Genomic DNA, 23,238 nt, shown 5'->3' with positions numbered 1-23,238 from the left:
GCCTTGCAGACTGAGCCACGCCCCGTATAATAGCCGCCCGTGCCCCAGTAGCTCATCAGGATAGAGCGTCGGCCTCCTAAGCTGAAGGTAGCAGGTTCGAGTCCTGCCTGGGGCACCAGTCATCCAGCCTACTTTGTCCTATTTCCCCTTCCTAACCCACTGACCCTAGTTTACTAGCCCTACCTCGAATCCCTCCTTGCCTGCCCCCTATTGGCCACCCATTGAGATCTCAGCTTTAGATCATCACTCAATTTGCCCCTGAGCAACCAACCAGCTCTAATGACTGAGCTTGGCTTTTTCGGGTTAAACCCTATCGGTATACTGGCACTCTCGTCCAACATCCAAGCCGGTCACGATGACATTATCTCTCGAACAAACCCCAACGGATCCCTTACCCATCGAACAAGTGCTGGATGACCTCGTGATTCAGCTCTCTCAACACTCACAAGCAATTCTGGTTGCCGAACCTGGCGCAGGTAAAACTACCCGTGTGCCGCTTCGATTGATTCAAGAGACACCCACCCAGGGCCGCTGGCTACTGCTAGAGCCACGTCGAGTCGCGACACGTTTAGCCGCCACTTACATGGCTCAACATCTAGGGGAAAACGTAGGCCAAACAGTCGGTTATCGCGTTAGAGGCGAGTCTCGTGTCAGCCCCAAAACCCGACTTGAAGTCATCACTCAAGGCATATTGACCCGTTGGTTACAAGACGACCCCATGCTGGAAGGCGTTGCCGGCATTATCTTTGATGAGTTTCATGAACGCAGTCTAGAAGCCGACTTAGGCTTGGCACTGAGCCTGGATATCAAACACGGGCTCCGAGAAGACCTTCAGCTGTTGGTCATGTCCGCCACATTGGATGTCAACGCATTGCTCGCGGTGATGGGAGAGTCAACACCAGTGATAGCGTGTGCCGGCCGGACATTTCCGATCGAGACTCACTATCGCCCTCCTACTCGCCGACAACCCCCTGTGGATCACCAGTTGAACGTCATTCAAGAAGCGCTGGCGCAAACCAGTGGTGACATTTTGGTCTTTTTGCCTGGCCAAGCGGAAATTAATCGCTTAGGGCAAGCACTGACGGCACAGCTTCCGCCACACATTGAATGGCACGCCTTACACGGGCAACTACCGCTCAAAACTCAGCAGGCCGTATTACACGCCAGTGATCAACGTCGCATCATCCTGGCCACAGACATTGCCGAATCAAGCTTGACCGTACCCGGCGTACGCGTCGTGATTGATGCCGGAAAAGTGCGCAGCCCACGCTTTTCAGCTCGAACAGGACTAACGCAGCTCGACACTTTTAGCATTAACCGAGCCAGTGCCGACCAACGCCGTGGTCGAGCAGGCCGAGTAGCTCCCGGCGTGGCGTATCGGCTCTGGTCAGCAGAAGAACCATTACCTGCTCACGGCGACCCCGCCATTCAACAGGATGACCTCACAACGTTGGCATTCGAATTAGCCCGCTGGGGCATTGCCGACCCGAGTCACTTATCTTGGGTGACGCCGCCGCCTCCGGCAGCATTGGCTCAAGGCCGACAGTTGCTGCAAAAGTTAGAGTTACTGGCCAAAGACAATACCTTAACCGCGTCAGGGCGCCAGGCCAGTCGCTGGCCAACCCACCCGAGGCTGGCTCATTTAATCGAACAGGCCCAGAAACACCATGCTCAATCTTTAGCATGCTGGTTGGTGGCCGCACTTGAGGGACAGTTTCACCGCACGACCGACTTAGAGACCCTGCTTGCCCAACGCCCTGGATCTCAAACCCAGGGCACATTGAGACACTGGTATCAGCAAGCCCGGCTCTGGGCCAAACGCCTTAACGTCTCGCTAGAACCCGTCGATATGACGCCATTACCCCGCTTGCTAGCGGCCGCTTTCCCTGATCGTATTGCTCAATATCAAGGAGAAGCCGGGCGCTTCAAGTTAGTCAATGGTATGCAAAGCCGATTGCCAGAACATCACCCACTGGCCCAAAGCCCATGGCTTGTGGTGGTTGACGCCGATGGGCGTGCGGATCAAAGTCGTATTTATCAAGCGGTCGCGATTGATCTGGACACACTTGAAACAGATTGCTTGGAAACTCAGCACTGGCACACTCATTTGTACTGGTCAACCACGGCTGAACGGCTCATTGGTGAACAAGTCAGATCCCTAGGGCCTTTAATTATTCAACAAAAACCATTGACCGAATGGCCCGAAGAAGCGGCTCGTCAGGCACTTTTGAAAGCCTTGCAACAAAAAGGGACACTCCCTTGGTCAGATCATGACCAGCAGTTACTGGGTAGACTAAGCCTGCTACACGAGCAGCTCGGCGCCCCCTGGCCGGATGTCAGTCCAGAAGCCTTAATGACCTCGTTAGATGACTGGCTGGGACCTCATCTTATCGGCATCACCCGCTTTAGTGAGCTCGCGCGTTTACCCTTAGGCCAGTATCTGCTGGAATCCTTACCCTGGTCACAACAACGTGAGCTAGACACCCTGGCGCCAACCCATATCACCGTCCCCAGCGGCGATCGTATCCGGCTAGACTACCGGTCAACACCGCCGGTATTGGCGGTCAAATTACAAGCGGTCTTTGGGCTCTCCGACACCCCCAAAGTGGTCCAGGGCCGCATTGCCGTCATGATGCACTTGCTGTCACCCGCACAGCGCCCTGTTCAGGTCACTCAAGATTTGGCTAATTTTTGGCGACAAGGTTACTTTGACGTTAAAAAAGACCTCAAAGGTCGTTATCCCAAACACCCTTGGCCAGACGACCCCCTCGTCGCCATTCCGACATTGAAAACACAAAAAGCAGCCAAAGGACGTTAATGCAGTGGCGCTCGTTACAAAAGCAGCTCACAAAAACAGCCCACAAAAACTGCTCACAGATAATGACTGTTGATTCATCCAGTCTTATGCTACCTTTGCCGCACTGAAAGCGAGGCTCACTCGATCAGGCCACGCAGGGCTGAACCCGATAGACGATGCACTAGGACTCACATAACGATGCCAAGCATTTCTCAACGTATTGCGGAAGAACTCTCGGTTCGCGATGCCCAAGTGGCCGCGGCAATAGACTTATTAGATGGCGGCGCAACGGTTCCTTTTGTCGCCCGTTACCGAAAAGAAGCCACCGGCGGGCTAGACGATGGACAGCTGCGCCAACTGGAAGAACGCCTGCGTTATTTACGCGAATTGGAAGAACGTCGAAGTGCAGTGCTCGCCTCAATTGATGAGCAAGGTAAGCTGGACGACGCGCTAAAAGCACAGATTCTTGCAGCCGAAACCAAGCAACGACTGGAAGATCTCTACCTCCCCTACAAACCCAAGCGCAGAACCAAAGCCCAGATTGCTCGCGAAGCCGGCCTAGAGCCTTTAGCCGATGCGCTACTGACTGACCCCACTCAAACACCCGAGTTAGTGGCTGAGGGCTATCTCAATCCGGATCATCAGATCGATGATGTTAAAGCCGCACTGGATGGGGCTAAACAGATCCTGATGGAACGCTTTGCTGAAGATGCCGAGCTGGTCGGTCAATTGCGTCAATGGCTCTGGCAAGAGGGTGTTTTGACCAGTCGGTTATTGGAAGGTCAGGCGCAAGAAGGGGCCAAATTCAGAGATTACTTTGAACATGATGAGGCCATCAAAAAAGTTCCCTCTCACCGAGCGTTAGCCATGTTCCGTGGCCGCAATGAAGGCGTACTCTCTCTCAGCCTCAAGCTGGAAGGCGAGGAAGAGCTGCGCAGTCATCCGGCTGAAAACCGTATTGCCCAACACTTCAATATTCTGGATCAGCAACGCCCCGCAGATCGCTGGTTAGCTGAGGTCGTTCGCTGGACTTGGAAAGTTAAACTTTATACCCACCTGGAAACAGAACTGCTAAGCCGGCTACGTGAAAGCGCAGAAATTGCCGCGATTGAAGTTTTTGCGGCGAACTTAAAAGATCTATTACTGGCAGCACCGGCAGGCCCTAAAGCGACACTAGGGCTAGACCCAGGGCTGCGTACTGGCGTCAAGGTCGCGGTAGTCGATGCCACCGGGAAAGTGCTGGATTATACGGCCATTTATCCACATGCCCCGAAAAATCAATGGCAACAATCGATCAAAACGCTCACCGATTTATGTCGACGTCATCAGGTCGAACTGATCGCCATCGGTAATGGCACGGCCAGCCGCGAAACCGACAAGCTGGCCGCCGAAGTTGTACGCGCGCTGGCAGAGACTCAGAAAGTCGCGAAAATCATGGTCAACGAAGCAGGTGCTTCGGTTTACTCCGCATCAGAATTTGCCGCGCGTGAATTTCCTGAGTTGGATGTCACCATTCGGGGTGCCGTATCAATCGCCCGCCGTCTACAGGATCCATTGGCTGAACTGGTTAAAATTGATCCCAAATCAATTGGCGTCGGCCAATACCAGCATGATGTCTCACAGGTACAGCTCGCCCGCTCGCTGGATGCTGTCGTTGAAGACTGTGTAAACGCCGTCGGTGTGGACTTAAACACCGCATCAGTGCCCCTCTTAACTCGAGTCTCAGGCCTGAATACCGGCTTAGCCGAAAATATTATCCAATGGCGGGATAGCCACGGCGCTTTCAATAATCGCCAACAACTCCTAGACGTGAGCCGCCTAGGGCCTAAAACCTTCGAACAGTGCGCCGGTTTTTTACGCATCATGCAGGGCGACAACCCACTGGATGCCTCAGCCGTGCACCCTGAAACTTATTCAGTTGTCGAAGCAATGGCCAAACAGCATCAACGTGAAGTGACCTCACTTATTGGTGATAGCGCCTTTATTCGACAGATCAAACCGACGGACTATGCCACCGAGCAGTTCGGTACCGTCACCATTAACGATATTCTGAAAGAGCTGGATAAACCGGGGCGCGATCCCCGCCCAGAATTTCGTTTTGCTGAATTCCAAGACGGTGTGGAAACACTGAAAGATTTGGAACCCGGCATGATACTCGAAGGCGCAGTCACCAATGTCACCCACTTTGGGGCCTTTGTTGATATTGGCGTCCACCAGGATGGCTTAGTCCATATTTCAGCATTGTCAGAGAAGTTCGTGGAAGACCCAAGACAAGTGGTCAAAGCGGGCGATATCGTGAAAGTCAAAGTCATGAGTGTGGATATTGAGCGCAAACGTGTCGGTCTCTCGATGCGGATGAGTGATGACCCCAACGAGCAGACACAATCGCCTACAAGCTCGAGCAATCATCAGCATCGCGCCGCACCTCATCCACGCCAGAAAGGCAACCGAACAGGTGGGTCGGCACCGGCAGCACCCACATTAGGCGATCTGTTCAAGCAAGCTCAGCAAAAGCGTAAACGCTAGCACTGACAGAGCGGGGTGACTTGAATCTATTGCCGTCACCCCCATCTGCCAGAGATGCCTTTCACTGACAAATCAAGCCTGATCGAAATAACCCGATTTGTGATTAAAAGGCCATATGATTAAATAGCAGCTTGATCTGCATGCCATGATGATCACGACTCGATTCATGTCCACTGATCATCGATATCAACAGGCCCCGGCTATTCCGGGGTATGACTCCGTGCTCCGCCTTCGTCCAACGATGACGGAACAGCAGCAGGGCTTTCTATCGTGACTGAACAACTTAACTCCCGCCTACAACACCTTTCAGCCGCCGCTCGTAAAGGGCTTTTTCAGCAAATAAGGCGTGGTCTGGAAAAAGAAACCCTGCGCATCACCCCCACGGGGCGAATCAGTCAACGCCAACACCCAAAGGCGCTAGGGTCGACACTGACCAACCCACACATCACGACGGATTACTCTGAAGCCTTGATGGAGTACATCACGCCGGTGGATATTGATCGGCAGCACACCCTGGATTTCCTGCAAGACCTCCATCGCTTTACATTTAAAAGGCTGGACGATAACGAGTTGCTCTGGCCCATGAGCATGCCCTGTCGATTGGACGGTAATGATTCGATCCGCATTGCGGAATACGGCACATCCAATGTGGGCCGAATGAAATATGTCTATCGGCGAGGTCTAGATGTCCGTTATGGCCGCATTATGCAAGCCATCGCCGGCATTCATTACAACCTCTCTTTCCCCGATGAGCTCTGGCCACTCCTGGCCGAATATGCGGGGGTGGCACAACAAGATTCAAGTGCCTTTCAGTCCGACCGTTACTTTGCCCTGATTCGTAATTTCCGACGTCATTCCTGGCTCCTGCTTTACCTGTTTGGTGCCAGCCCTGTGGTTGATCAAAGCTTCCTCGCCGCTCACCCTGATCATGGCCTAGAAGCCATTGGCCCAGACACCTTCGGTCTACCCCATGCCACCAGTCTACGAATGTCAGATCTGGGCTATCAAAATGAAGCCCAATCAGATCTACACGTCTGCTTTAATACATTGGATAACTACGTCAACACCCTGACTCAAGCGACGCAAACACCTTATGGCCCTTATCAAGAGCTTGGTGTGCGCGATGCTCAACATCAGTATCAACAACTCAACACCAGCATTCTGCAAATTGAGAACGAATATTACAGTGATATTCGACCCAAACGCGTCGCTCGCAGCGGTCAGAAACCCTCCGAAGCATTAGCTCATGGCGGTGTTGAATATATTGAAGTCCGCTGCCTCGACATCAATCCATTTCTATCGGGTGGTATTGATGTTGAGCAAATGCGTTTCCTGGATGTCTTTCTACTGTTCTGCCTACTGGCCGACAGCCCTGAAATCAGTGATGAAGAGTGCCAAGCGCTGGATGCAAACAAGCTGGTCGTCGCTCGCCAAGGACGCCACCCTGAAACCCGACTCTCAATCGACGGCCACTCATTACCCTTGGCCACCGCCGGGCACCAGCTTTGCGATCACCTCGAAGCGATTGCTGTTTTAATGGATCAAGGGGCCTCAATAGATCAAGGCACTTCAATCGATCAAGAAACCCCACAAGCTGATATTAAAACGCCTTTTCAAGCCGCATTAGCCGAGATGAGGGCACGTTTGGATCATCCCGAGCGGACACCATCTGCCCGCCTTGTTGAACTGGCACGAACCCAGGGCCACTTGGCGACAGGCCTGCAATTGGCACAAGCTCAGCACGACACCATGGGTTCAAACCCGATCGACCAAGGCCGGGGGGCGCTTTTTGCACAGCAAGCCCAAAACTCACTGGTGGAACAAGCCAACATTGAAGCATCGGACACGGTCGATTTTGATACTTATCTCGCCGACTATTTTGGGCAAGCGGTTGTTGCCTCCTAATGATTAAGCGACTGATTTATTTGCACGGTTTTGCCAGCAGTCCACAATCAACCAAGGCAGTCGCGCTAGGTCAGTGGCTGCAGCAACATACCACGGGATTGGACTATCAAGTACCGGCACTATCAATCGACCCTGCAGAAGCCTTTGCCCAAGCAGAAACCTTGATAGCCGAAGCCCCCGGAGAAACGGCTTTAGTCGGCAGTTCTCTCGGCGGCTTCTATGCGCTTCATCTATGCATTCAGCATAGTGTGCCGGCCGCCTTAGTGAATCCGGCGATGCATCCTGACCGACTGTTGCCCACGAAGTTGGGCAAGCAGTACAACTGGCACACCGGCGAGCCCTTCATCGTGACTGAGGCTCATTTAGCCGCCTTAAAGCGGATCAAGCACCATGACATCCCTTCCGGATTACCTTTATCACTGTTTCTTCAAACCGGTGATATGACCCTGGACTATCGCGAAGCATTACAAGCACTCCCGGGCATACCGAGCTGGATAGAAGGGGGCGGTGACCACGGTTTTAAACACTTTAAGCGCTGCTTACCGGCGCTAGCCGGTCAATTAGGTCTTATTCATTCTACGAAGGCTCGACAGTACGAGCCCGTTTCAGTGCAGGGTAACGCGCCATGAGTCAATATACCTCTGACAGCATCGAAGTTTTAACGGGCCTTGAACCCGTTCGCAAACGTCCGGGGATGTATACCGATACAACCCGTCCAAATCACCTGGCCCAAGAAGTCATCGATAATAGTGTCGATGAAGCGCTCGCAGGTTATGCGACACAGATTGATGTTGTCCTGCACGAAGACAATTCACTTTCAGTCTCAGATAACGGCCGCGGTATGCCGACTGATCTTCACCCCGAGTATGGCATTAGTGGGGTGGAGCTCATTCTGACGCGTCTACACGCTGGTGGAAAATTCTCCAATAAGAATTACCAGTTTTCAGGAGGACTGCACGGCGTTGGGGTCTCAGTGGTCAATGCGCTTTCGACTCGCCTAGAAGTCACCGTGTGGCGAGATGGCGAAGTGAAGCGTATTGCCTTTGCCAGCGGTCAGCGTGCCGAAGACTTAACCTTGCTCGGGAGCTGCGGCAAGCGTCGTACCGGAACTGAAGTGCATTTTTGGCCTGATACCAGTTTCTTCGACAACCCCCGCTTTGCCATACCTCGGTTACGACATCTATTGCGGGCCAAAGCGGTGCTGTGCCCGGGTTTAACGATCACCTTTAAACAGGCTGGAGATGATCATGTCGATCAGTGGTGTTACGAGGATGGGCTCACGGATTATCTTCGACAGGCCTGTGACGGTGATGAAACCTTACCCGCTTCACCATTTCGAGGACACTTTGCCACCGCCAGTGAGGCCGTAGACTGGGCTATTTTCTGGCTTCCAGAAGGGGGCGAGCTGGTCCAGGAAAGCTACGTCAACCTGATTCCGACGCCACTCGGCGGCACTCATGTTAACGGGCTTCGTAATGGTCTGCTGGATGCGCTTCGAGAATTCTGCGAGTTCCGCAACCTGTTACCCAGAGGCATCAAGCTCACGGCCGATGATCTCTGGCAAGATGCCAGCTTTGTGCTCTCGCTGAAAATGCAGGACCCTCAGTTTGCAGGACAGACCAAAGAGCGCTTATCTTCCCGACAAAGCGCCACCTTTATTGCCAGCGCCGTGAAAGATGCATTCTCGCTGTGGCTCAATCAACATACGGTGGATGCCGAACGGCTGGTTGAGTTGGTCATCAATCGTGCCAGCAAGCGCTTAAAAGCCGCCAAAAAAGTAGCTCGAAAAAAAGTGACGCAGGGCCCGGCATTGCCTGGGAAATTGGCTGATTGTGCCAGCTCAGACCCTGCTCGAAGCGAGCTTTTCCTCGTGGAAGGTGACTCTGCAGGCGGCTCGGCCAAGCAAGCGCGAGATAAAGAGTTTCAAGCCATCATGCCGTTACGCGGCAAGATTCTGAATACTTGGGAAGTCGATCCCAGCGAAATACTGTCAAGCCAGGAAGTCCATGATATTGCCGTCGCACTGGGGCTCGATCCTGGCCAGTCCGATCTGGGCAGTTTACGCTACGGCAAGATCTGTATTCTGGCAGATGCTGACTCCGACGGGCTGCATATTGCAACACTGCTATGCGCTTTGTTTGTCCGCCACTTCCCGGCACTCGTCCAAGCCGGACACATTTTTGTCGCGATGCCACCGCTTTATCGTATTGATTGTGGCAAAGAAGTTTTTTATGCCCTGGATGATGGAGAGCGCGAATCGGTCATCGATCGACTCAAGGCCAGCAAACCCAAAGCGAAAATCAATGTGCAGCGTTTTAAAGGGCTGGGTGAAATGAACCCAATCCAATTACGCGAAACAACCATGGACCCGAGTACTCGTCGACTCGTTCAGCTTCAGTTGGAAAGTGGTGATCAAACCCTTGAGCTCATGGATAAGTTATTAGCACGCAAACGCTCAGGAGATCGCCGCCAGTGGCTGGAACAGAATGGTAATCTCGCCGACCTGAGTGCATGAAAGAACTCCCATGGGCTCACTCATGTCTCAGCGTCAGCACCTTTTACATCACGACGCCTATTGGTCTTGCCAGCCCTTACTGGGCTGGCTCATTATCCCGCTGGCGGCCCGGTTTAATATCGCGACCTTTAATGATATGCGGGCGCAAGGTACTGACCGCACGCACAATACCCCGTCGACCTTGTTTAACCGCCTGAGTCTGAGCAGACTCAGCGGCAGGATACTGACTCCGGTCGATCACATTCCCCATCAACAGATCTGCGGTGGCATGCATATCCGAGGGTGTAAATTTGAACGACTCCATCCCGCCGTACATTTGAAATTCACGCTTTTTATAGGAACTGAAACTCCGATTAATACTTTGCGTCACCTGCTCGACCGTCATGATAAAAGACTGATTAATGCCATTCCCCTGAATGGTCGTTTTAGGGGCTTGAACAAAAATCACCTCAATCGGCAAGACTTCGAAGCCTTTTTGAACACCGTTATGACGTGTCAGGACCTCAGCGGTATGGTTATTCAGCTTATTGCGCAACTCCCGGCTGACATACTTAAACAGCTCAATAGGGTTCTCCATCGGAATCTCACGGCCATTAACGATACGATTCCAAACCTGCCGATAGTTCACCTCAATTTTGCCATACAGGGTTCGGCTGTTGATCAAAGTGATGCCGTAGGGGTGCAAGACGACATGATCCACATTGACCTTACGTTCTTCGACTTCGACGACCACATCACTCATGACCAACACATCTTCATTGGTCTTGAATGCATTACGCAAACGCGTCGATACCTCAGCACAATTCTCTTCAGACTTACTGTTGGCATCAGGTCGATGCTTGTACTCTTTGAGGATCATCAGGACCTCCCCTTGTTAAAACGGTACGCCGAGACAAAATGCTCCTCATGCGCCACATTTGACTGGCAATCTTCGTCATCGTCAGCGTATAAAACGCCTTGTCATGACGCTAGACTCATCACGTATCGTTCGATCAGGCCTCTGATTATAGCCATGCCCCGAGCTCAGCGTCAGGGGTGGGTATCATTTAGTGACCAAAATCATGGGGATCGATACGCACAGCATCAAATCATGCTCTCTATGATAGACAAGGCGCCCCCTCGATCAACGGCTCGCCACCCCAGGTGGGATCATGATCGCGCTACCCCTGCGCCAACAAGAATCGCGAGCACGACTTATTCTTTACGGTCTCAAGCCTCTCACGCTTGGGCTTTGTTTTCTCAACGCGGATGCAACAAACCATGAGCCGCCATAGTATGCCGATGGATGATAATTTTGAGCGCTTGCCATTAAGCGCTTTCACTGAAAAAGCTTACCTTGATTATTCGATGTACGTCATTCTGGACCGCGCCTTGCCCCATATCGGCGATGGCATGAAACCGGTTCAGCGTCGCATTATTTACGCCATGAGTGAACTGGGCCTCTCAGCCACCGCCAAGTTCAAAAAATCGGCCCGTACGGTCGGTGATGTCTTGGGTAAATTCCACCCCCACGGCGATTCCGCTTGCTATGAAGCCATGGTTTTAATGGCCCAGCCTTTCAGTTATCGCTATCCCTTGGTCGATGGTCAAGGTAACTGGGGCAGCCCAGATGATCCCAAATCGTTTGCGGCCATGCGTTATACCGAGTCTCGTCTGGCGCGTTTTTCAGAGGTACTGCTCGCAGAGCTGGGGCAAGGGACAGTGGAGTGGGTCCCTAACTTTGACGGCACCATGGACGAACCGCAGGTACTACCGGCGCGACTGCCTCATGTATTACTCAATGGCGGCACCGGTATCGCCGTCGGTATGGCAACCGATATTCCGCCCCACAATGCGCGCGAGGTGGCCGATGCCACCGTCCACCTGCTGCGCCACCCCAACGCCAGCGTCAACGACTTGATGCAGTTTGTCAAAGGGCCGGACTTCCCTACTGGGGCTGAAATCATTACCCCTCATCAGGAGCTGAGTAAGCTCTACCATTCGGGACGAGGCTCAGTCAAAGCACGAGCCCGCTATGAGATTGAAGAGGGCGAAATCGTCATCCACACCCTCCCCAGTCAAGTCTCACCGGCTAAGGTATTAGAGCAAATTGCCGGTCAGATGCAGGCCAAAAAATTACCCATGGTCGCCGATCTTCGAGATGAGTCTGACCACGAAAACCCTGTCCGCCTGATCATTGTGCCGCGCTCTAACCGGGTCGACCTCAATGAATTAATGACCCACTTATTCGCCACTACAGACCTGGAAAAAAGTTACCGGGTTAATATGAACATGATTGGGCTTGATGGTCGCCCCCAGGTGAAGCCACTGAACCAGCTGCTAGGCGAATGGTTAACGTTCCGACGAGAGACTGTTACGCGACGCTTGCAGCATCGTCTGAATAAAGTGAATGACCGGCTGCACATCCTGGAAGGCTTACTCGTTGCGTTCCTAAATATTGATGAAGTCATTCGTATTATTCGTGAAGAAGAGGCCCCGAAAGCAGCATTAATGCAACATTTTGGGCTCTCCGAGCGCCAATCTGAAGCCATTCTAGAACTACGATTACGCCACCTGGCGCGGCTTGAGGAAATTCGGTTACGTGGTGAGCAGGATGAATTAGAAGCCGAGCGCCAATCGCTTCAGGCACTGCTATCAGATGCTGAACGCTTAAATGATCTGATCGCTGAGGAAATACAGGCAGCCGCTCAACAATATGGCGATGAACGTCGCTCTCCTCTGGTCGAACGAGAAGAGGCCAAAGCGCTCTCAGAAGTTGATTTAATGGGGGCTGATCCTGTCACCATTGTACTGTCGAAAAAAGGCTGGATTCGGGCAGCTAAAGGGCATGATATTGACCCGACAGGCATGACCTATAAATCAGGCGATAGCTTTTTCATGGCCGCCCGCGGTAAGACCAATCAAACTGCTTTATTGCTAGACGATACGGGGCGTAGCTATGCCATCAGTGTACATGATCTCCCTTCAGCACGCAGTCATGGCGAACCTTTAACCGGCCGACTCAATCCCCCCGCCGGGGCCGAGTTTCGCGGCCTTCTGATGGGGCGAGACAACCAAAAAGTCGTGATCGCTTCAGATGCGGGCTATGGCTTTATTACCACACTCGGTGATATGAGCAGCCGTAACAAAGCCGGTAAAGCCTTACTGAATGTGCCCACAGGGGGCGAGGTCATGGCACCGCAGTTAGTCACTGCCGAGATGGAAGAAGAAGGCCTACTGGCCATTTTGTCCAACGAAGGACGGCTACTGGTCTACCCATTGAAAGATTTACCTCAGTTATCCAAAGGGAAAGGCAACAAACTGATCGATATTCCTGGACGACGTGTCGCCAACAGAGAAGAGTTTGTCCGCGCCTTTGCGATTTTAGCACCGGGAGATCGTTTGCGAGTGGTCGCGGGAAAACGCAGCATGACGCTAAAAGCCGATGAGTTAGTGCATTACCAAGGCGAAAGAGGCCGTCGAGGCAGTAAACTGCCACGAGGATTCCAGAAAGTCGACCAAATGTATACTGAACAGGACTGATCATCGCGGGGCTTTCAAGCCCTGCGTCGTCGTTACGGTCTTTACTCTTTTACTTAAGTCACGCGCATCTTTTGAAGATGCGTCAAGCCCGACGAGCATGTTGATATGAGCACGCAAGATCGCAGTACGGTACTGATCAATATTTCCGGCCCCGATAAACCGGGCATCACTTCAGCCATGATGAATCACTTGGCCGCTCACGATATCAAGGTGCTGGATATCGGTCAGGCGGTCATTCATGACACCCTTGCACTGGGCATGCTGGTCCACTTGCCTGCCTCAGCTCAGCATTCCCCCGTGTTTCAGGATCTGCTGTTTGCCGCCCATGAAAGAGGCATGCAAATCCGGTTTACTCCAGTCAGCGAAGCCAGCTATCACCAGTGGGTTGAAGGTCAAGGCAAACCTCGCTACATCGTCACGCTGCTTGGCCGTCAAATCAGTGCGGAACAGATTGCTAGGGTCACCCAGAAAGTGGCGGATAACGACCTCAATATTGACCGTATCAACCGGTTAAGTGGCCGTCTCAGGCTGGATCAACTGGATCAACAAAGTCGCGCTTGTGTGGAATTTTCCGTCCGTGGTGAAGCCGCCGATACGGCCGAACTGCGTCGCCAATTTCTAGCTTTGTCGGCCGAGCTGGGTATCGACATCGCCGTTCAGGAAGACAATATTTATCGCCGCAACCGCCGTCTCGTGGTCTTTGATATGGACTCGACCCTGATAGAGGCGGAAGTGATTGATGAATTAGCGCGTGAAGCGGGCGTCGGCGATCAAGTGGCGGCTATCACGGAAAGAGCCATGCAAGGTGAGCTAGACTTCCAGCAAAGTTTCCGCGCACGCGTTGCCCTGCTGAAAGGACTGGATACCCAAGTATTGGATCAGATTGCTGAACGCCTGAAAATTACCGAAGGGGCGCCTCAATTAATCAGCACGTTGAAATCCTTGGGCTATCGCACGGCCATTTTATCAGGCGGTTTTACTTATTTTGCGCGCTATCTGCAACAACAGCTTGGGATCGATGAAGTCTATGCCAACGAGCTGGAAGTGGATGCCCACGGAAAAGTGACCGGAGAAGTCACCGGCCAGATTGTCGACGGTGAGCGCAAGGCCGCCCTACTGAAAGAATTGGCCCAACGTGACGGCATTGGCCTGGAACAAACCATTGCCGTCGGCGATGGGGCTAATGACCTCCCCATGCTAGGACTCGCAGGGCTCGGAATCGCTTTTCGTGCCAAACCGATGGTGCGTCAGAATGCTCGCCATGCACTATCGACCCTAGGGCTGGATGGCATTCTGTATCTGATCGGCTTTTCAGACCGTGATCTTTCACGCACTCATCAGGGCCACCCAACGACTCAAGGCTCACGATAACGCCCACGCCTCTGGGGGGGCCATCGGCGTCTTGCCCGGCCGGTCCGGCACCTCCCGAACAGGCCGAGGCACCAAAAACCCAGGCAATATCGCCAGCAGCTCACCATAGAGCTGCTGCATACGGGTATCGGGTACAGCAAAATGAGCCGCCCCCGCGACTGGATCAAAGGCATGTAAGTAATACGGCATGATGCCGGCCGCAAACAACTGCTCGGACAGTTCAGCCAACACATCAGCCTGGTCATTAATGCCCTTCAGTAACACCGTTTGATTGAGCAAGGTCACGCCCGCCTGACGTAATCGCCGACAGGCCTCGATCACCGCATCATCAATTTCTTGGGGGTGATTAATATGCAGCACCATTACGGCTTGCAAAGCCGTCGCCGCCAGGCCATCACAAAGCGCATCCGTCACACGATCGGGAATCACAACCGGTAGCCGTGAATGAATGCGTAGCCGCTTGAGATGTGAGCCCCCAGTAAGCTGCTCGATCAAGCCCAATAAGCGCTGATCGGGTGTCGCCAACGGATCACCCCCTGAGAGAATCACTTCATTCACATCAGGGTGCGCATTAAGATAAGCCATGACCTGTGTGATATGTTCACGACTCAAGCGATTATCGGCATATGGGAAATGTCGCCTGAAACAATAACGACAATTCACCGCACAGGCGCCGGCACCAATCAGCAAGACTCGACTACGATATTTATGCACCAGCCCGGGTAGCGGATTTGCAGTTTGCTCCAACAAAGGATCCTCAACAAACCCAAGAACCTCATCGTTTTCTTCGGCAACGGGCAGGATTTGTCGTAAAATCGGATCTCCGGGTTGGCCCGGCCGAATGCGGGACAACAAAGCCTCAGGTACCAGAGTAGAAAATAGCCGGTGTCCCTGCTCAACCCCCAATGCCTTAGCATCGAGCCCTAGCCGCTGACAGAGTTGGTGAGGGTCACGTATCGCCTGACGTAATTGGGTTTGCCAATCTCGTTTAACAGCAGAGTGTTCAGAACAATCTGCTGGCCCCTCGGCATGCGAGGGAGGATTGGCAGGAGATAACTGCACAAGAGGAAGGGTTTTCGCTATCATGGCGACCGGATGACAATAGGCCCTATGCAACCCGAATAAACCGGTTTGCGGTAGGGACAGCGTGAACGAAACTGAGAACAGCATTTATGGCAAGCTATTCTACCAATGAATTCAAGGGCGGCCTCAAGATTATTCTCGAAGGAGACCCTTGTTCAATCGTCGAAAATGAAATGGTTAAGCCGGGTAAAGGCCAAGCCTTCAACCGCGTTAAATATCGTAACCTACTGACAGGCCGCGTAGGTGAGAAGACATTTAAGTCGGGTGATAGCGTCGAAGCTGCTGACGTGATGGAAACCGACATGGAATACCTCTACACCGATGGCGAGTTCTGGCATTTCATGAAAACCGATGGCTCTTTCGAGCAGATCGGCGCGGATGCGAAAGCCGTGGGCGACAACGTCAAATGGCTGAAAGAACAAGAGGTCTATCTGATCACACTGTTCAATGGCGCCCCCATCAGTGTGACACCGCCAAACTTCTTGGAACTGGAAGTCACTGAAACAGACCCTGGTTTAAAAGGCGATACCGCACAAGGCGGCTCCAAACCAGCGACAGTCTCCACTGGCGCTGTTGTTCGAGTACCTCTGTTTGTCAATATCGGCGATAAACTGCGTGTCGACACCCGTACAGGTGAATACGTCAGCCGCGCCTGATACGCTTTTGCATCACTGTTTGTTTGGCACCATTGTTTGTTGCGGGAGACAGCACTCGCTGCTCCCGCCTATCCTCAGTTGTTTTTCTCTTTTGAGCAGGAACCCCATCATGAGCTGGCGTCCTTCTGCCTCGCTGGAGCAGCTGCGTTTTCGAGCCCAATGCATCCAGCAGGTCCGCACCTTCTTTGAACAACGAGACGTGCTCGAAGTTGAAACGCCCATTCTCGGCTCAGCGGGCAGTACCGACCCTTTTTTAGACAGTTTCATCACCGAGCTGACCCCTGCAGGTCGCCCATCGGCAAAAGGAGAACGCCTGTGGCTGCAAACATCACCTGAATGCCATATGAAACGCTTGTTAGCGGCCGGGTACGGCGCCATCTGGCAACTCAGCCGATGCTTTCGCAACGGGGAGCGCAGCCGCCGTCATAACCCTGAATTCAGCATGATTGAATGGTATCGACCGGGCTGGAACCTGGGCGAACTCCTCGGGGAAATCCAAGCGTTGATTAACCTACTACTGGGAAAAGCGCCCTACCAGTGCATGACTTATAGCGAAGCACTTCAACATTTTGCTCACGTTGATCCATTTACCGCAACGGATGAAGTATTACGTGATCAGGCCAGAGCCTGCTCAGGCCTTGATGGCCCACTCAGCCGTGATGATTGCTTAGATATATTGATTAGCCACAGGGTCGAACCCGCACTCGCAACCGCTGGACGCGTGTGCTTGACCGAGTTTCCCGCCAGCCAGGCCGCATTAGCCCGTACTTTCACCAATGCCGAAGGTCATTTAGTCGCGGAACGCTGTGAAGTGTATGTCGCGGGGATAGAACTGGCGAACGCTTATCACGAATTAACGGACGCCCATGAACAAGCACAACGGTTTATGGCAGACTGCGATGCTCGACAACAACTGGGTAAGCCCGATGTCCAAGCTGATGAAGCACTGCTTGAGGCTTTAAACTCGGGGCTACCCAGTACCAGTGGCGTCGCTTTAGGCTTAGATCGGTTGATCATGCTCGCTGCCGGTGCCTCATCATTAGATGAGGTGACGGCCTTTCCTATCGATCGTGCCTAGGCAGCATTAGTGGGTTAATAAAACCTAGGGGTTAATAAAACCTAAGGGTTAATAAAGCCTAGAGAGCTAATGACGCTGAGATGCCGAATGAAGCACTAGGCATTAATAATGCGCAGAAAGCTGGCAAACCGCTCAGGGTGAATATCCCCTCGCGTAACAGCCTCTGCCAACGCACACCCGAGGTCGCCCTGATGGCGGCAGTCGCGAAAACGGCAGCTCCCGAGATAGTCATGAAACTCCCGAAATCCTTGAGCAACAATCTCAGGAGATAAGTTTTCTAACGAAAACTCACGAATACCCGGAGAGTCGATCAAATCACCACCGTCGGGAAAATGGAATAAACGCGCAGTTGTTGTCGTATGCCGTCCCTTGCGGGTGTCTTCAGATAAAGCGCCTACACGCAAGTCTACGCCCGGCAGTAACGCATTAATCAAAGAGGATTTCCCCACCCCCGACTGGCCGACAAAAACACTGATGCGATCTTTCAACAGGCTTTTTAAATGATCCAGTCCCTGCTCGAGTTGAGTCGACGCTTGTAAGGTTTGATAACCAATGCGTTGATAAATACTTAATAACGCTTCTAAACGCTCTCTCTTCTCTGGCATTTGCAGTAAATCGACTTTATTCAGCACCAATACTGGCTCAATGCCAGTGGCCTCTGCTGCCACTAAATAACGATCGATCAAATTGGCAAACGGTTCAGGTTCCGGAGCAATCACCAATAACAAGTGATCCACATTCGCCGCAACGGGCTTCATCTGGCCTTGCATATTGGGGCGGGCCAGCAGGCTATGTCGAGGTAAGCAAGACTCCACCACGCCCAGCTCAGGCCCTTGCCGCCAAATGACAGCATCTCCAGTCACCAGCGAGGTCACATTGGCGCGCACATGACAACGTTGAACAAGGCCACAATCTTCCCCATCCACCGCTTCAATCTCGACTTGCTGGCCAAAGTGCGCCATCACCCGACCATTACGAGGCTCCCCGAGCGCATCATGGACTAATGCATCATCAGCTTTGCGCGCTCTTTTCGCAGCACGATCTACTTTTTCCTGCTGAACCTTTTCAATGCGCCAGCGTTGTTGGCGAGATAACTTGCGTTTTGCCATATGAGGTCAGGGCTCAAGCTTGAGGAAGTGATCGCGATAGTAGGCTAATTCCTGAATAGATTCACGAATATCGTCTAAAGCCAGATGTGTATTCTTTTTCTTGAACCCCTTATCCAGCCCTGGCCGCCAGCGCTTGGCCAGTTCTTTTAGCGTCGATACATCCAAATTGCGATAGTGAAAAAAGGCCTCTAGCAATGGCATTTCATACTGCATAAAGCGGCGATCCTGATGCACACTGTTACCACACATCGGCGATGTGCCGGGCTTCACATGTTGCTGCAGGAAATCTAGCGTCTGCTGTTCTGCTTCAGCAGTCTGGATCTTGCTGTCTTTAACCCGTCGAGTTAAGCCAGACTGTCCATGCGTCTTGGTACACCACTCATCCATCAAGCCCAACACATCATTAGGCTGGTGAATCGCGATGACCGGGCCCTCAGCAACAAGGTTCAACTCACCGTCGGTCACAATTGTGGCAATTTCGATAATCCGGTTTTTTTCCGGATCAAGCCCTGTCATTTCAAGGTCAATCCAGATCAAACGATCTTGCTTAACTTCTTGAGATGCTGTCGATGTCATAACGGCTCCTCCTCCACTTCGATCCATTGATCTTCAATACGTACCGGATAAACCTCAATATCTACATAAGCGGGTGGTGCTTTCACTTCACCGGTTTTCAAACAAAACCGAGCCCCGTGGCGCGGGCACACAATCTGGCCATCTTCAATACAACCGCCCTCAAAACCACGACGATCATGGCTACATTCATTCGCAACGGCATAAATTTCATCGCCGACACGAGCCACCAAAATTTCATCACCGTCGTCATTCTCCACCACCCGGAAGGTTGACGCCGTCAAGGCATCGGCTGGGCACACTTTAATCCAAGCCATTAGATCGATCTCCCTCTAACACTTTTAGATTTATCGAACTTGACGCCACGATGACACGATGTCTGCAGTCAAGTGCACCATAGTCGATAGAGACAGCACTCACGAGACAATACAAGACATCATGAGAATGGCTTAAAGTCACCATCATGCATTGCATAGGTGGATAAAAGAGGTAAATTGTGCCATATGAGAGGGGGACGGTCGCGCTAAATTCCTGTACTAGCATTAAGTTACTGCAAGATCAGATCAAAGTTTCACAACTTTGTCATCAATGACCGCTAAGGTCGCGAATGATTCTGATGCAGTCCATTGCTCAGTACTTGACCACAATGGCGCGATACTGTGCGATTAAAATGTAATAACAAGACGACTCAACCGGGTTCAGGTAACAAAAGGTATGAAATCCATTAGCTTGAGGTGTTGCCAACCCGGCAAGAGCGTTTTAAAGTTGATGTGCGACTGCATACTGGCAACTCATAAGGTTAAACGGTGACGGAAGGACCGAAGCCGTTGACTACAAAATAAGCAACACGCAACCTGAAACAAAGGAACCCGAAATGAAAAAGACGCTGTTAGCGACTGCTGTAGCCCTGGCTGCTGCTTCCTCTGCCCAAGCTGCTACTGTTTATAACGAAGACGGCACGACACTGGATGTTTACGGCAACGTCCAGATTGGTTATCGCAACATCAAAGATGATGCTGGTGATTCACGAGATGACTTGTTTGATAACGGCACCACTTTCGGTTTTGCTGCTCAACATCAGATCACCAATGATGTCATCGGTTACATGAAGCTTGAAATTGACGACATCGATGCCACAGAAATGAAAACCGGTCCTCGCCAAGATGGTGGCGATCAAGCTTACATCGGTGTTAAAGGTAACTTCGGTGACTTCCGTATCGGTTCTTTCGACACCGTAATGGATGACTGGATTCAAGACCCGCTGACCAATAACGAATATTTTGATGCCACCGATTCCAATGGCTTTGCCAACGGCAACAAAAGTGGTAGCGCCGAAACTGATCAGATTCGCTATATGTCACCGGTCATGGGTGGCGTTCAACTTGCTCTTGGCATGAACTATAAGGGCGATGCAGAAAGCGAAAATTCGACCAACAGCTCAGAGCAAACATTCTATGGCGGTGTTAAATATGCCGTAGGTGCCTTCTCTGTCGCGGCTGTTTATGACACATTAGGCATTCAAGACGATGAGACCGATATCGTAACTGGCGATGATCTGGGTGATCGCTACGGTGTCAATGCACAGTACACCATCAATGCACTGCGCCTATCAGCGAAATATGAAGTATTTGATGCTGAAGCAAGCAATTCTGACGTCACCTATGCGGGTATTGGTGCACGTTATGGCTATGGCATGGGTGATGTCTACGGTGCCTACCAGAATGTTGACGATGATAGCGTTGATGACAAGCGCAATGAGTTCATCGTAGGCGGCACTTATAACATTTCTGACGCCATGTACACTTGGGCAGAAATCGCTAAGCGTGACCGTGATGAAGACGCTGGCGACGGCTTCGGTGTCGGTGTCACCTATATGTTCTAATTCATCTTCAATGATGAGTTAAACAAAAGGCCAGCCTGAGACAGGCTGGCCTTTCTTGTTTTAGTCTACTTGATGAGGAGGCCAATCACACAGGCCGCTCAGAAATCGTCGAGCAACCCCGATACCTTTATCCTGACACCTCAAATCAAAGGGTGTTAATCTACGACTTTTATTTTCAGAGAAGTGAGTGCTTATGAAACCCCGTATGCCCTCAACACTGCTGGCCTGTATCGCCCTGACCTGCAGCGCACCGCTGGTTCTGGCCAGTGACGTTCAGGATCGCTTTCGCAGCGAAGGCAAACAGATGGACCTGACCCGTTTTCTGAACAGCGACCAAGATGCTCACAGCCAAAGCTATACCTTTGGCCAACCTCAAACCCATACGTTTACCGTCAAGCAAGGTGGCTTATTTGAGATTAATGGCCAAATCATGGCGCAGGTTTCTCAACAATACACTTTAGCGGCCACGTTACTAAACGATGAAGGCCAAGAAATCACCCATCAAGAGGCTAACGGCCAGACCGGTGGGCTCAAGTTCAAACAGCACCTAGACCCAGGCACTTATACGCTGAAAGTCAACGGCCAATTTTTCGGCAGCCAGGCCCAAAACCGAGCCCGCTACTATGTCAATGTGCTAGGTTTGGATGCTCAAGGCAAAGAGCGCCCTGGAGCGGTGGCAGATTCCCAACCTTTACGTAAAACTGACCCCAATCAAACCAGTGCGCTGGTGCACGACCCGGAGCAGGTCACACGCCTAGGTCGGTCAAAAACGACCTCATCATCTGAAACTGAGTCACAATCCCCTGATACAGACAAGAGAACCGCTGTTCAGCCTGAAACGCCGCCTCAGACAACGCAACACACAACACCACAAACGGGCCCTTCTCACGCAAAAGAAGCGTCTTCCCAAACAACTGAATCAGCAACAGCTGCAACGGGCTTAACTGACAAACCAGACAGCCAGAACACCGCCGCTCAACAGTCTGTAACTCAAGCGCACTCATCTCAAGCACACTCATCTCAAGAGCATTCCCCTCAAGAGGAAGCCACACAAGAGATTGACGCGCCCCACACTTTTGAGACATTGGTCACTAGCCTGAATATTCGCACGAATGGCTTGGCTATGAGCTTTGAACTGGCTGAGCCTCTGCAAGTGCATATCAGTAGCTCCAGCTTCTTTAACGCTAATGGGGCTTACCGGATTGAGGCTGAGGTGCGTAATGCTCAAGGTGAAGTGGTTGCCCAAGATAGCGGTGAAGGCTTCGATGGCGATGTTGACTTCAGCCCTCAACTCCCGGCGGGCCAGTACCAAATTTTTGTGAAAGGTCAGAAATTCGGCTCATCGCACTCAGGTAGCAATAACTACGAACTCAAGCTGGAAGCCGTTGATCCTCAGTAAATGAGTGAGCCTCAGCTCAGACCTGATGTGATAGATGGCGTTTGCGGGCATGGACTAAGATATAACGCCCCAAACGCCAGAATGGGTCTTGTTGCATATAACGCCGTTCTAGTGACACCAGGAGTTCAGGTTTGGCCTGAGGCGGCAGCTGGCGACGTAAGTAATCATGAAACACTCGAATGCCGCTCACATGATGAATATCAAACCCCTGAGCGGTCAGCCACGGGAAAACTTGGTCAGGCCGCCTTGGCGAAATCGGCGTCAAGCGCTGACGCTGCCCGGTTCCGGCCAAACGCCCTGCCAATACTTTTTCCCAGTTGCCTTTAATCACATTAGACATCAACAAGGCATCTTCATTAAAGAACATCAGAGACAGCCAACCACCGGGCTTAATATGCTTGAATAAAGCAGGCAGAACAGCCTCAGGTTGATAAAGCCACTCCATCACCGCATGACAAACGCCCAAGTCAAATTGCTGGTCGGGGTCAGGTAGCTGGTGCACTAACGCCTGAATGTCCGCATCTAAAACAATCCCGCGATGACGTTCAATGCGCAATCTTGCCCGTTCACGCATGGCTTCAGCAGGCTCTGCCATGATCACCTGATGGCCCTGTCGAGCCAGCCACGCTGAGGTCTGCCCCAATCCGCCACCCGCTTCAAGAACAGACAAGGGCTGACTTAATGGTAACTCAGCTTGCATACGCTCACGAATCAGCCGCAAACGTAACCGTCCTCGAGCAGAACCATAGATGCTACGCGCAAACTTATCGGCCAAATCATCAAAGTGGCGGTCATGCTGTATTGGGGTATAAGTACTCATCA

At 52.1% G+C, this 23,238-nt stretch carries 17 protein-coding genes and 1 tRNA gene; 12 read left to right on the top strand and 6 right to left on the bottom strand.

Annotation, left to right across the window (positions count from 1 at the left end):
* Positions 1-41: 41 nt before the first annotated feature.
* The 6 genes from BFW38_RS01735 (at position 42) to parE (ending at position 9,743) form a co-directional block, all read left to right on the top strand.
* Positions 42-118: transfer RNA gene (locus BFW38_RS01735), tRNA-Arg, on the top strand.
* 237 nt (positions 119-355) lie between these two features.
* Entirely contained in the window at positions 356-2,818 is a 2,463-nt protein-coding gene (hrpB, locus tag BFW38_RS01730) for an ATP-dependent helicase HrpB (RefSeq protein WP_068996838.1), read from the top strand.
* A gap of 177 nt (positions 2,819-2,995) precedes the next feature.
* A complete protein-coding gene (locus BFW38_RS01725; protein ID WP_068996837.1) occupies positions 2,996-5,323 on the top strand; it encodes a Tex family protein in 2,328 nt (775 codons plus the stop codon).
* 270 nt (positions 5,324-5,593) lie between these two features.
* A complete protein-coding gene (gene gshA, locus BFW38_RS01720) occupies positions 5,594-7,228 on the top strand; it encodes a glutamate--cysteine ligase (RefSeq protein ID WP_084004385.1) in 1,635 nt (544 codons plus the stop codon).
* Complete coding sequence (locus BFW38_RS01715) at positions 7,228-7,857, top strand: YqiA/YcfP family alpha/beta fold hydrolase (RefSeq protein WP_068996835.1); 630 nt, start codon at positions 7,228-7,230, stop codon at positions 7,855-7,857. The genes gshA and BFW38_RS01715 overlap by 1 nt, the downstream gene beginning before the upstream one ends.
* Complete coding sequence (parE, locus tag BFW38_RS01710; RefSeq protein ID WP_068996834.1) at positions 7,854-9,743, top strand: DNA topoisomerase IV subunit B; 1,890 nt, start codon at positions 7,854-7,856, stop codon at positions 9,741-9,743. The genes BFW38_RS01715 and parE overlap by 4 nt, the downstream gene beginning before the upstream one ends.
* A 76-nt stretch (positions 9,744-9,819) precedes the next feature.
* Here the strand turns inward: parE and BFW38_RS01705 are convergent, their stop codons facing one another.
* The gene (locus BFW38_RS01705) at positions 9,820-10,602 is read right to left on the bottom strand and encodes a nuclease-related domain-containing protein (protein WP_068996833.1); all 783 of its coding nucleotides are present in this window, start codon (positions 10,600-10,602) and stop codon (positions 9,820-9,822) included.
* Positions 10,603-11,003: 401 nt separating this feature from the next.
* Here BFW38_RS01705 and parC point away from each other — a divergent pair, with 401 nt between their 5' ends.
* Positions 11,004-13,265 carry a DNA topoisomerase IV subunit A gene (parC, locus tag BFW38_RS01700; protein WP_068996832.1) on the top strand — a complete coding sequence of 754 codons (2,262 nt, stop codon included), beginning with the start codon at positions 11,004-11,006 and terminating at the stop codon, positions 13,263-13,265.
* A 105-nt stretch (positions 13,266-13,370) separates the two neighbouring features.
* Complete coding sequence (gene serB / locus BFW38_RS01695) at positions 13,371-14,636, top strand: phosphoserine phosphatase SerB (protein WP_068996831.1); 1,266 nt, start codon at positions 13,371-13,373, stop codon at positions 14,634-14,636.
* Here the strand turns inward: serB and epmB are convergent.
* On the bottom strand, positions 14,628-15,722 hold the full coding sequence (gene epmB, locus BFW38_RS01690; RefSeq protein ID WP_069000138.1) for an EF-P beta-lysylation protein EpmB: 1,095 nt from the start codon (positions 15,720-15,722) through the stop codon (positions 14,628-14,630). The two genes, serB and epmB, sit on opposite strands and share 9 nt — an antisense overlap.
* Before the next feature lie 86 nt (positions 15,723-15,808).
* On the opposite strand from epmB, the gene efp reads away from it, so the two are divergent.
* Positions 15,809-16,375: an elongation factor P gene (gene efp / locus BFW38_RS01685; protein ID WP_068996830.1), complete on the top strand. Its 567-nt coding sequence runs from the start codon at positions 15,809-15,811 to the stop codon at positions 16,373-16,375.
* Between the two features lie 109 nt (positions 16,376-16,484).
* Positions 16,485-17,453: an EF-P lysine aminoacylase EpmA gene (gene epmA, locus BFW38_RS01680; RefSeq protein WP_068996829.1), complete on the top strand. Its 969-nt coding sequence runs from the start codon at positions 16,485-16,487 to the stop codon at positions 17,451-17,453.
* A gap of 95 nt (positions 17,454-17,548) precedes the next feature.
* On the opposite strand, the gene rsgA is transcribed toward epmA, so the two are convergent.
* The 3 genes from rsgA to BFW38_RS01665 are packed head-to-tail and all read right to left on the bottom strand — an operon-like array spanning position 17,549 to position 19,452.
* Entirely contained in the window at positions 17,549-18,562 is a 1,014-nt protein-coding gene (gene rsgA, locus BFW38_RS01675) for a small ribosomal subunit biogenesis GTPase RsgA (protein ID WP_068996828.1), read from the bottom strand.
* A gap of 6 nt (positions 18,563-18,568) precedes the next feature.
* Entirely contained in the window at positions 18,569-19,138 is a 570-nt protein-coding gene (orn, locus tag BFW38_RS01670) for an oligoribonuclease (RefSeq protein ID WP_068996827.1), read from the bottom strand.
* Positions 19,135-19,452, bottom strand: a complete 318-nt coding sequence (locus BFW38_RS01665; protein ID WP_068996826.1) for a Rieske (2Fe-2S) protein — start codon at positions 19,450-19,452, stop codon at positions 19,135-19,137. Before BFW38_RS01665 ends, orn begins: the two co-directional genes overlap by 4 nt.
* Positions 19,453-20,009: 557 nt before the next feature.
* Between BFW38_RS01665 and BFW38_RS01660 the strand changes: the two genes are divergently transcribed.
* Positions 20,010-21,017 (top strand): porin, encoded by a 1,008-nt coding sequence (locus BFW38_RS01660; RefSeq protein WP_068996825.1) that lies wholly within the window; start codon positions 20,010-20,012, stop codon positions 21,015-21,017.
* Positions 21,018-21,210: 193 nt separating this feature from the next.
* Entirely contained in the window at positions 21,211-22,416 is a 1,206-nt protein-coding gene (locus BFW38_RS01655) for a hypothetical protein (protein WP_068996824.1), read from the top strand.
* A 16-nt stretch (positions 22,417-22,432) separates the two neighbouring features.
* Here the strand turns inward: BFW38_RS01655 and BFW38_RS01650 are convergent, their stop codons facing one another.
* On the bottom strand, positions 22,433-23,236 hold the full coding sequence (locus BFW38_RS01650) for a methyltransferase domain-containing protein (RefSeq protein ID WP_068996823.1): 804 nt from the start codon (positions 23,234-23,236) through the stop codon (positions 22,433-22,435).
* Between the last annotated feature and the right edge of the window lie 2 nt (positions 23,237-23,238).

It is taken from the genome of Terasakiispira papahanaumokuakeensis, from assembly GCF_001709345.1.
Lineage (GTDB): Bacteria > Pseudomonadota > Gammaproteobacteria > Pseudomonadales > Halomonadaceae > Terasakiispira > Terasakiispira papahanaumokuakeensis.
The sequence above is the reverse complement of the archived record's forward strand: the minus strand, read 5'-3'. Positions and strand labels throughout refer to the sequence as shown.